The following is a 10754-nucleotide window of genomic DNA, read 5'->3' as shown; positions in this document are numbered from 1 at the left end:
GATCCATGCTGGGTCTGCCCATGTCTGAAGAATACTTATTTTCAACAAGATCATATATGAATGACCAGTCGATGGCTTTATCAATAAGCCTGAGCATGTGGTCCTGTGGAACCAGATCGTCCATGCTCACAAACTGCATTTGTTCACGCTTTCTTTCGGTATTAGAAGTCATCATAAAGGCAATCCCCATCCCCAACTTTGATACTTCTATTATACCAGAAAAAGTGCCTCAAGCCCAGATAAATACTGGGTTTTCGGCACTTTTATAAAGAAAAATCCACGGCAAATGCCGTGGACTTTGTCTACAGTCTGAGAGAAACGTAAGTAATTACGTTTCTCTTATTTTTTGTTATAAATACTTTAATACATATTTAAGAATACAAACTAGCGAAATATAGTATCATTTATTGTAGAATATTATATTTATTTATAACTATGTCTACAAGGAGGAATGCTATGGCTGAAAAGATGAATAACATATTTCGCAAAGCTCTGATAGTAGCATTTTGTCTTGTTGTTGCATGTACTAGTAGCGGATATGCTGCGGATACTGGAGCAAAGGTGGACGCCACTGATAGTGTTGTAGATTTTGAACATAGTCTTGATGATTACGAACCGGCCAAGAAGAAATATAATTTCTACTTTACTTATAAGATAGTTCATCCGTGGTGGGATGCTGTTGCGCTTGGAATGGAGGATGCTCAGAAGAAGTATCTTGAAAAGGGCATAGTTATTACTTATGAGTATATGGCCCCAGATGCAGCTTCCTACGAGGATCAGACTAAGAGATTATTACAGGCTCAGGAAGGTAATTACGATGTAATTGGAGTAGACGTGGCAGATGAGGAGAAGATATCTCCTGTACTGGATAAAATGGTGGCTTCAGGCAATAAGGTCATGACTTTTTCCAGCTCTGATGCAGCTCCTGATTGTAAGAGGATTGCATACGTAGGAAATACACATAACTACCAGGATGGAGCAGACTTAACAGAAGCGTTATGCAAAAAGCTTGGCTACAAAGGTAAGATAGGAATACTTGTTGGAAGCTACGGAGCTCCATGTCATGAAGACAGAGCAAAGGGAGCCAAGGATACTATTGCCAAATATAAAGATATGGAAATAGTAGCAGTTGAGTATGATATGGACTTCATCGATAAGGCCTATGAACTGGCTGTAAAGATGCTTAAGGATAATCCTGATATTGCAGGCTTTGTATGCTGTAATATGAGTAATCCTGTTGGGGCAGCCAGAGCAGTTACAGAGCTTGGAAGTAAGGCAGTGATCGTAGGAATGGATCATGATCAGGAGGCTCTTAATTATCTCAAAGATGGTGTTATCTATTGTCTTGGAGTACAAGACTGCTATTCTATTGGTTTTGATACATTGCAGGTTGCTGTAAAAATCGCAGATGGAAATTTACCAGGAGATCTTTTCCCGGACAAGACTGATGAAAGTACAACCATCATCTACCAGGATGATGCTGTGCCTATGCTTGAGGTCTTGTATGGAGACGTTTCACAATGAAAAGAAAGAGGATTACTGAAAAGGCAGTGACTATAACTGCGGCGATAGGAAGTGCTCTTATCATGGTAATGGTAATCGCCAATACGTATTGGGCTTCTAAACAGGCTATTTCGTCTACAAATCAGGCTGTGTCTGCTGTAAGTGCGTTTTATCTTGAATCTATGGCAGACAGACGTGCCAAGACAATTACAAACCTGATTAATAATAATTTTGACTATATGGAAAAGGCTGTAAGCGTCATAGATGGCGAAAAGATAGAATCCCAGGATGATCTTCGAGAGGCAATTGGAAGAATGAAGAGGCTGTTGTCTCTTAATCGTTTTGCGCTTGTTGATGAGGATGATATTGTTTATACGCAGTATACTACATATACAGGCGGTAGCAGACATCCGTTCCTTGCGAAGAAGACTTTGGATAGCAAAATGATAAGTACTGTCTTTGTTTATGGTTCATCCATTGATCTTTGTCTGGCAATCCCGGTAGATATAAAGATAATGGACAAACAGTTTAAAGCTTGTTTTGTTCAGATAGATATTAACGATATAGTTGAGCTGCTTGCTTTTGACGATCAGGAAAGTACGCATTTTGCGCTGTATTCTACAAATGGTGGAAATATTTCTGAGACAGAGCTTGGCCCGCTTATCGGGACAGAGAATATTTTTGATGCTACAAAAGAGAATGTTTCTGAGGAAAAGTGGAATTCATTTCGTGATGATTTCGCAAATAATAAAAGAGGAACACTGACTTTTACTATAAATGATGTAGTGGATACTATATGCTACGAGCCTGTGCCTGACACCGGTTGGGAGCTGGTTGTAATGATACGCGAGAGTGTTATTCAGAATCAGATTCAGGAGATCAGTGAAAAGAGTCTTCTTACTAACCGCGTTCAGATATTATTCCTGCTTGTAGTAGCTACCATTTTCTCAGCTATATTATTCTACATGATAAGGCGTGTAGCAAAAGAAAAACTCGATGAAGAAAAAGAAAACAGTGAAGCCTTCAAGAGCATGGCTAATACTGATTCAATGACTGGAGTAAGAAACAAGCATGCCTACATGGAGACGGAATCCCAACTAAACTTCAAGATTCGTGGTGGAGCTATTGATAAGCTGGCGCTTGTTGCATGTGATATAAATGGTCTTAAGTATGTCAATGACACGAAAGGACATGCAGCTGGTGATCAACTTATCAAGGATGCAAGTTCTCTTATATGTGACATTTTCTCTCATGGTTCAGTTTATAGAACTGGTGGTGATGAGTTCGTAGTTATTTTGCTTGGAAAAGGATATGATATAAGACACGAAACAATTGCTGCTTTTAATAGACAGATAGAAGAAAATATCAAAAACAATGGAGTTGTTGTTTCTATCGGCTGTTCAACACTTCAGCCTGGTGATGAACAGTTACATGACATATTTGAGCGAGCAGATCATATTATGTATGAGCGCAAAAAAGAATTAAAGAACATGGGAGCAAGAACAAGAGAATTTGATGAAACTAAACCGCAGTAATAAGCATTTATGATGCAAAGAGCGTTTAATCCCAGTCACTGACTGTAAAAGAGAAGCTAAGATGCTTCTCTTTTTGATTGCGCTGATATATCATAGACTTGTATGGAGAAAAGAAAAGGGGAGAAGTATGTCTACGATTATTCCATTAAAAGAAATTAGCATAATAGAGGAGACACCGAGAGAACTGCCTGTGGATATCAGGAATGAATATTGAGAAGGAGGCAGAATATGGGAGAAGTAGCGAAGCTGTTTTATCAGGGGCATGCAAGCGTAAGGATCACGACAGTTGAGGGCAAGACGATATATGTGGATCCCTTTGCAGGGGCAGGGTATGATGTGCCTGGCAGAATAATTCTGCGACCAGGTGAAGAATTGAAGATAGAAAAATGATCCTGCGTTTTTTAAAAAGGCAGGAATTGCAGGTGTTGTGACTTTTGAAATAAAGTTTTAAAGGAGGGGCAAAGTGCTCCTCCTTTAATTTAATGTATGGCAGTGATAGCGGTTTTTTCTACTGATCAATCATAAAAAATACAATCTGCGACAAAAAAAATGCAATCTGCGACATTTGCTATATATGAAATATTTTTTCATGCTAGATTATAATTGTAAGAAATATATATGTCTTCTTTTTTAAGAGGAGCTTAGTATGGAATTTAAGTACAACAATGAAGGCAATTTAATAGTTCCGGAGAATCACTGCTGTGAACATTGGGAGCCTGATGACGGAGCTCTTGTTCCGATGAGGGAGTGTTGGTGTTGTAAGTGGTCAGAGTTTAGGGCTGATAACCGTAATCTAAGTAGTGACAGCATTGGTGTTTGTAACTACAGTGGGAACAGAGTGGAACTGGCAAAGCAGGAAGTTAATTAAGTAGTCAGTGTTGACCGAAGAGGTATTGATATGGCTCAGGGGAATAAAGTTAAACTTCAAATTCAATTGTTCGGTGGTCTTGCGATTAACTATGAGGGGAAGAATATCTCTATAGGTAAAAACAAGACTTCCAAATATATTCAGCTTTTAGAGATCGTCTGGCTTAGTGGATCACAGGGTGTTTCCAGAGACAGCCTTGTTAATACACTTTATGACAGAGAAGAACAGTCAAATGTAAACAATAGCTTCAATAATCTGATTTACCAGATGCACAAGCAGCTCAGAAAATCTGGGCTTCCCGAGTGTGAGTATATTGTTAACAGAGATGGTTACTTCTATATCGATGATGAAGTAGAGGTTGAATCTGATGCCGGAAGCTTTATCGAATGCGTATTACAGGCAAGAGAAGCGCAGGATCCGGCAGAGGAAATGAAGCTTTATAGAATGGCTTTTGATCTCTATAGGTCAGAGCTTCTTCCGGAATTGTCAACACAGGAATGGGTAATCATCAAGAGTGTACAGCTACAGAAAATGTATTCTGAATGTGTTGTATCACTTGGTGAGTACTATGAGAAGAGAAAAGATTTTGACGCTACCTATAAGGTATACAAGAAGGCAGCGGAGCTTTATCCTGATGATGAGTGGCAGATTGGCGAAATAAATGCACTTATCGGAATGGATAATTATAAAGAAGCTTACAGAATTTATGATGAGACTGTAAGATACTATACTGATGAACTTGGCATTACACCAAGTAATGATCTGCTTGAATGCTATGACAAAATGAGCAGACAGATTACCAATATGCCAAACAAGATTCTCCAGATCAGAGACGATATCTTAGAGAGACGTGAGAGTATCGCCAAGAATGATGGCGGAGCTTATGACTGTTCATATCCAAGCTTCATCGATGCTTATCACATTCTTAGCCGCAATATGGAAAGAAGCGGACAGTCAGTTTACATGATGCTCCTTACCCTTGTAGATTATGAGGGAAAAAAGATTGCTAATCAGAACAAGCTGGAAATTAGAGGAAAGCTCATTCAGGATGCCATTTCCTATACTCTTAGACAGGGTGATACATATTGTAAGTATTCTTCATCTCAGTTTCTTTTACTGCTGGTTGGAACAAGCAAAGAGAGCTGTAAGATAGTTTACAGAAGGATTCTGAGCAAGTACAAGATGCTGGCCGGTCCGAGAGCAGAGATTGAGTACAGCGTAGTATCACTTGCTGATCTTCCTGAGAAACTTGCCGAGGCTAGATAAGGTAATAACACAATAGGGGGTATTGTGGTTTTCACTATGAGGATTCCGCGTGGCGACTTAGCTACGCGGAATTTTGGGCTCTTAGGAAAAATTTATATTTACTTCACACAACGTTAAAAGAATATTGTTATACTATGATAAGAATTATGTGTACGAAAGGGTGTGAAGCCTATGGCAGTTAAGCATCTTGACTATTCCAAGTTAGACTTTGCCAAACTTACAGAAGATATTGATGATATAGAAGAGCTTGAAGAATTAGATGGTATCGTAGATTCTAAGGATATTTCAGCTAATGACATTGAGAAAATTCTTGGCATGAGAGATCAGGTTAAGGATTTTCAGATTTTGATGATGAAGTACGATTGTGCTTTATCTGAGGTTAGAACCAAGCTTGATGTTTTGAATAAAGAGCTTTCTCTCAGGAATAACAGAAATCCTTTTGAATCCATTAAAATGAGGATCAAGACTCCGGTTAGTATATACAAGAAATTACGCAGCAGAAACATTGAATTTACGCTGGATAATGTGAGAAATCATTTATCTGATATTGCTGGAATCAGAGTTATATGTTCATTTGTTGATGATATTTATATGCTGGCAGATTGTCTGGCACAGCAGGATGATATCAGGGTTCTTCAGCGCAAGGATTATATTGAGACTCCTAAGGATAGCGGCTACAGAAGCCTTCACCTCATCATTGAGATTCCAATTTTCCTGACTCAGGAAAAAGAGTATATGAAGGTTGAGGTTCAGTTTAGAACCATAGCTATGGATTTCTGGGCAAGTCTTGAACACAAGATGAAATATAAAAAGAATATTGAGAATCAGGAAGTAATTTCTGATGACCTTAAGTTCAGTGCCGATCTTATCAATCAGCTTGATCTGAGAATGCAGCAGATCAGAGAAAAGATTGATGCAAGTGAGGATGCACAGTAAAAAATAACTGAGTACTTTCTATGATTATATAGAAGGTACTCAGTTTTTCTTTTGACATATGGTTGATTTATTAGCGGCCTATTCAGATGATCAGTTATGAGCAGTCCATCTTCCGCTTGCTCCGCATGGAAGTACAAGACCGTTACTCTTAACGGGAAGACCGATTTCCTGAGCTTCAATGCTGCCCTTGTGAATCGGATCAAGTACTGTATGGAGCATGTAAGACAATACAGCGGGCTGTAAGCCTGTAGTGTATGAGTTGATCAGGAAGAAAAGCGGTTCATCTGAAAGCAGCTGAGCTGAAAGCTTAATAAATGGGAAAACAGATTCCTCGATTTTCCAGATTTCACCTTTGGGTCCTCTTCCGTAAGAAGGAGGATCCATTATTATTGCGTCATACTTGTTGCCTCGTCTGATTTCTCTTTCTACGAACTTCACACAGTCATCTACGAGATATCTTATTGGAGCATCGGCAAGACCTGATGAAGCAGCATTTTCTTTGGCCCAGCCAACCATTCCCTTGGAAGCATCAACGTGAGTAACACTGGCTCCGGCCTTGGCGGCTGAAACAGTAGCACCACCGGTATAAGCGAAGAGGTTCAGAACCTTAATCGGACGATTTGCTTCTTTTATTAATGAAGAGAACCAATCCCAGTTAGTTGCCTGCTCCGGGAAAAGACCTGTGTGCTTGAAACTGAAAGGCTTAAGATTAAAGGTGAGGTCTCTATAATTAATGGTCCATTCCTCAGGGAGATTCTTGAACTCCCATTCTCCTCCGCCTTTGTTGCTACGGTGATAATGGCCGTTGAAATTCTTCCAGCCGAAATGCTTTTTTTCTGTATTCCATATTACCTGGGGATCCGGACGAACCAGCATATAGTCGCCCCAACGTTCAAGCTTCTCGCCACTTGAAGTGTCGATTACTTCATAATCTTTCCATCCATCTGCAATCCACATAAATATATTCCTTCCTATATATAATGAAGTGTGATAAAACATCTTACATTATAAACTGTTTATAATTTTTTATAGAATGGTAATGGTTATTTGTGTCACCCTGTGCTATCATCTGTACTCAGTGTGGTACGTATATTGATGCAAGAGGGGTAGCACCTGTTCTTACTATATTATAGTATATTCAAACAGCAATGTACCACATTCTACTACATAGACGGTTTTTAGTCATTAGTAGAAGACAAGATGTTAAAATAAATCAAGAAATCTTGTCGAAAAACACTGATTTTGCGATAAAAGTGATTAATTTTAAAAAAGTAGTTGCATATCAGAAAAAAATGTTTTATACTCATAAACGCTGTGACATGATAGCTATGAAGCGTGAGGTTGCTGCTTATCCAGTTGAGCAGGTTTTCCGTGGAGCGAATGTCTAGGGCCAGCTATAAAGGCCAAACAAACTGACGACAAGTCACTGTACAGTAAATTGAAGTCTGCCGACTAACCCAAGGCAGAAACGACGTGCAAAGTGTTCGGGACAACTTTGTTTGTAATGAGGTTGTGGACACACACGGGAGAGTGTACAGTCACCGCTTGTCGTACTTAATTCAAAAAGTGCGAAAAGGAGGCGACTTTTTTTATGGCAAATCAGGTAATGAGAATTACACTTAAGGCTTATGATCATCAGCTTGTTGATGCATCTGCCAAGAAGATTATCGAGACAGTCAAGAAGAACGGATCACAGGTTTCAGGACCAGTTCCACTTCCTACTAAGAAGGAAGTTGTTACTATCTTAAGAGCTGTTCACAAGTATAAGGATTCCAGAGAACAGTTCGAGCAGAGAACACACAAGAGACTTATCGATATCATTACACCAACATCTAAGACAGTTGAGGCTCTTCAGAGACTCGAGATGCCAGCTGGTGTAAACATCAATATCAAGATGAAATAATAACCGATTCGGTTGTTGTTCATTATAAAGAAACAATCAATTCACCTCTACTAGTATGATGCGAGACGCATGATGCCGTGACAACTGGAGAATTGCAAATAGCAATTAAAGCGACATTGCGAACGAAGTAAGCATCCGCTGTAGACGTAATAAGGAGGTAAAACACATGAAGAAGGCTATTTTAGCTACTAAGGTCGGAATGACCCAGATCTTCAAAGAAGATGGTTCACTGGTTCCTGTAACTGTTCTTCAGGCAGGACCATGCGTAGTAACTCAGATCAAGACAGTTGAGAATGATGGTTACAGCGCAGTTCAGGTTGGATTTGTTGACAAGAAGGAAAAGGTTGTTAACAAGGACAAGAATGGTAACAAGACAATCTACCACCGTCACGGTGCAACAAAGGCTGAGCAGGGACATTTCAAGAAGGCTGGAGTTTCTTGCAAGAGATATGTAAGAGAGTTCAAGCTTGAGAACGCTGCAGAGTATGCACTTGGTGCAGAAATCAAGGCTGATGTTTTCGCTGAAGGCGACAAGATTGATGCAACAGCTATTTCAAAGGGAAAAGGATTCCAGGGTGCTATTAAGAAGAATGGTCAGCACAGAGGACCTATGGCACACGGTTCCAAGTTCCACCGTCATCAGGGTTCTAATGGTTCAAGTTCAGATCCTAGCCGCGTATTCAAGGGCAAGGGAATGCCTGGTCACATGGGCAGTGTAAAAGTAACAGTTCAGAATCTTGAGGTTGTTAGAGTAGATGCTGACAAGAATCTTATTCTTGTAAAGGGCGCTATTCCTGGACCTAAGAAGGGACTTGTTACAATCAAGGAAACCGTTAAGGTTGTAGGCTAATAGAACGCGAAAGGAGGAACCATACAGATGGCTAATGTATCTGTTTACAATATGGAAGGCAAAGAAGTTGGCAAGATCGATTTAAACGATGCTATCTTCGGAGTTGAAGTAAATGAACATCTCGTACACATGGCTGTTCTTCAGCAGCTCGCTGATAAGCGCCAGGGTACACAGAAAGCAAAGACACGTTCTGAAGTTTCCGGAGGCGGAAGAAAGCCTTGGAGACAGAAGGGAACAGGTCATGCTAGACAGGGATCTATCAGAGCACCTCAGTGGAAGGGCGGCGGAGTTGTATTCGCTCCAGTTCCAAGAGATTACTCTTTCAAGATGAACAAGAAAGAGAAGAGAGCTGCTCTTAAGTCTGCTCTTACAGATAAGGTTCAGAACAACAGCATCGTTGTTGTTGACGAGCTCAAGTTTGATGAGATTAAGACAAAGAGATTCGCAGAGGTTATGAACAACCTCAAGGCTACACGTAAGGCACTTGTTGTACTTGCTGACAATGATCAGAATGTAGTACTTTCTGCAAGAAACCTTGCTGAGGCTAACACAACACTTACAAACACACTTAATGTGTATGATATCGTAAACGCTAGAACACTCGTCCTTACAAAGGATGCAGTTGCAAAGATTGAGGAGGTGTATTGCTAATGGCAGCATTACAGTATTATGACGTAATCCTTAAGCCAGTTCTTACTGAGAAGAGCATGAACGGCATGGCAGAGAAGAAGTACACTTTCCTTGTTAATCCTGAAGCTAACAAGACACAGATCAAGGAAGCTGTAGAGAAGATGTTCGAAGGAACAAAGGTTGCTAAGGTAAACACAATCAACGCCGCTGGTAAGAGAAAGAGACGTGGCATGATCGTTGGTTTCACAGCTAAGACTAAGAAGGCAATCGTTCAGCTGACAGAAGACAGCAAGGACATCGAGATCTTCCAGGGACTCTAATTCAACAGTAAACTATACGCACGAATCCAGAATGAGTCCGGGATTCAAATGATAAATCATTAGATGCGTGATAAATAAAAAGGAGAAATAATCATGGGAATTAAGAAATACGGCCCATATACCCCATCCAGAAGAAACATGACTGGATCAGATTTCTCAGAGATCACAAAGTCATCTCCAGAGAAGTCCCTCATTGTTTCAAAGAACAGCAAGGCTGGTCGTAACAACCAGGGTAAGATCACTGTTAGACATCGTGGATGCGGCGGCAGAGTTAAGTACAGAATCGTAGATTTCAAGAGAAACAAGGACGATATGCCTGCAAAGGTTATCGGAATTGAGTATGATCCTAACAGATCAGCAAATATCGCACTTATCCAGTACGAGGATGGCACAAAGGCTTATATCCTTGCACCTAACGGATTAACAGATGGCATGACAGTTATGAACGGTGCTAACGCAGAGATCCGTGTTGGTAACTGCCTCCCACTTTCACAGATTCCTGTCGGTGAAAACGTACACAACATTGAGCTTTATCCTGGAAAGGGTGGCCAGATGGTTAGATCAGCTGGTAACGCTGCTCAGCTTATGGCTAAAGAGGGTAAGTATGCAACACTTCGTCTTCCTTCAGGCGAAATGAGAATGGTTCCTATCGAGTGCCGTGCAACAATCGGTGTTGTAGGAAATGGTGATCACAACCTTATTAACTATGGTAAAGCTGGTCGTGTTCGTCACATGGGTGTCCGTCCTACAGTTCGTGGTTCTGTTATGAACCCTAACGACCATCCACACGGTGGTGGTGAAGGTAGAGCACCTATTGGACGTTCTGGTCCTAGCACACCATGGGGTAAGCCAGCTCTTGGTTATAAGACACGTAAGGCTAAGAAGGCTTCTAACAAGCTGATCGTAAGAAGAAGAAACGGTAAGGCTATCAAATAAGGAGGAA

General features: G+C 40.5%; 12 protein-coding genes and 1 pseudogene. 11 read left to right on the top strand and 2 right to left on the bottom strand.

Going from position 1 to position 10754, the window contains the following annotated elements; all coding sequences use genetic code 11:
• Window positions 1-175, bottom strand: a pseudogene (locus G613_RS19320) (IS5/IS1182 family transposase); the annotation flags it as partial.
• Window positions 176-456: 281 nt separating this feature from the next.
• Between G613_RS19320 and G613_RS0116490 the strand changes: the two are divergent.
• From G613_RS0116490 to G613_RS0116460, 6 genes are all read left to right on the top strand, one after another.
• On the top strand, window positions 457-1524 hold the full coding sequence (locus G613_RS0116490) for a substrate-binding domain-containing protein (RefSeq protein ID WP_029233654.1): 1068 nt from the start codon (window positions 457-459) through the stop codon (window positions 1522-1524).
• Entirely contained in the window at window positions 1521-3038 is a 1518-nt protein-coding gene (locus tag G613_RS18905) for a sensor domain-containing diguanylate cyclase (protein WP_029233653.1), read from the top strand. The genes G613_RS0116490 and G613_RS18905 overlap by 4 nt, the downstream gene beginning before the upstream one ends.
• Window positions 3039-3266: 228 nt before the next feature.
• A complete protein-coding gene (locus G613_RS19315) occupies window positions 3267-3428 on the top strand; it encodes an MBL fold metallo-hydrolase (protein ID WP_196805076.1) in 162 nt (53 codons plus the stop codon).
• A gap of 256 nt (window positions 3429-3684) precedes the next feature.
• Window positions 3685-3906 carry a hypothetical protein gene (locus tag G613_RS0116470; RefSeq protein ID WP_029233652.1) on the top strand — a complete coding sequence of 74 codons (222 nt, stop codon included), beginning with the start codon at window positions 3685-3687 and terminating at the stop codon, window positions 3904-3906.
• A gap of 30 nt (window positions 3907-3936) precedes the next feature.
• Window positions 3937-5172: an AfsR/SARP family transcriptional regulator gene (locus tag G613_RS0116465; protein WP_029233651.1), complete on the top strand. Its 1236-nt coding sequence runs from the start codon at window positions 3937-3939 to the stop codon at window positions 5170-5172.
• Between the two features lie 171 nt (window positions 5173-5343).
• A complete protein-coding gene (locus G613_RS0116460) occupies window positions 5344-6108 on the top strand; it encodes a GTP pyrophosphokinase (protein WP_029233650.1) in 765 nt (254 codons plus the stop codon).
• 90 nt (window positions 6109-6198) lie between these two features.
• On the opposite strand, the gene G613_RS0116455 is transcribed toward G613_RS0116460, so the two are convergent.
• Entirely contained in the window at window positions 6199-7065 is an 867-nt protein-coding gene (locus G613_RS0116455) for a class I SAM-dependent methyltransferase (protein ID WP_029233649.1), read from the bottom strand.
• Between the two features lie 634 nt (window positions 7066-7699).
• Between G613_RS0116455 and rpsJ the strand changes: the two genes are divergently transcribed.
• The 5 genes from rpsJ to rplB all read left to right on the top strand — a co-directional run bounded on the left by rpsJ (window position 7700) and on the right by rplB (window position 10747).
• Window positions 7700-8011: a 30S ribosomal protein S10 gene (gene rpsJ / locus G613_RS0116445; RefSeq protein WP_013279995.1), complete on the top strand. Its 312-nt coding sequence runs from the start codon at window positions 7700-7702 to the stop codon at window positions 8009-8011.
• Window positions 8012-8177: 166 nt separating this feature from the next.
• Window positions 8178-8861, top strand: coding sequence for a 50S ribosomal protein L3 (rplC, locus tag G613_RS0116440; protein ID WP_029233647.1), 684 nt, complete (start codon window positions 8178-8180; stop codon window positions 8859-8861).
• 27 nt (window positions 8862-8888) lie between these two features.
• A complete protein-coding gene (gene rplD, locus G613_RS0116435) occupies window positions 8889-9512 on the top strand; it encodes a 50S ribosomal protein L4 (protein WP_029233646.1) in 624 nt (207 codons plus the stop codon).
• Complete coding sequence (gene rplW, locus G613_RS0116430) at window positions 9512-9811, top strand: 50S ribosomal protein L23 (RefSeq protein WP_013279998.1); 300 nt, start codon at window positions 9512-9514, stop codon at window positions 9809-9811. Before rplD ends, rplW begins: the two co-directional genes overlap by 1 nt.
• A gap of 93 nt (window positions 9812-9904) precedes the next feature.
• Complete coding sequence (rplB, locus tag G613_RS0116425; RefSeq protein WP_029233645.1) at window positions 9905-10747, top strand: 50S ribosomal protein L2; 843 nt, start codon at window positions 9905-9907, stop codon at window positions 10745-10747.
• Window positions 10748-10754: the final 7 nt, after the last annotated feature.

Source organism: Butyrivibrio sp. VCB2006 (assembly GCF_000420945.1).
In the GTDB taxonomy this organism is placed as follows: domain Bacteria; phylum Bacillota; class Clostridia; order Lachnospirales; family Lachnospiraceae; genus Butyrivibrio.
The sequence above is the reverse complement of the archived record's forward strand: the minus strand, read 5'-3'. Positions and strand labels throughout refer to the sequence as shown.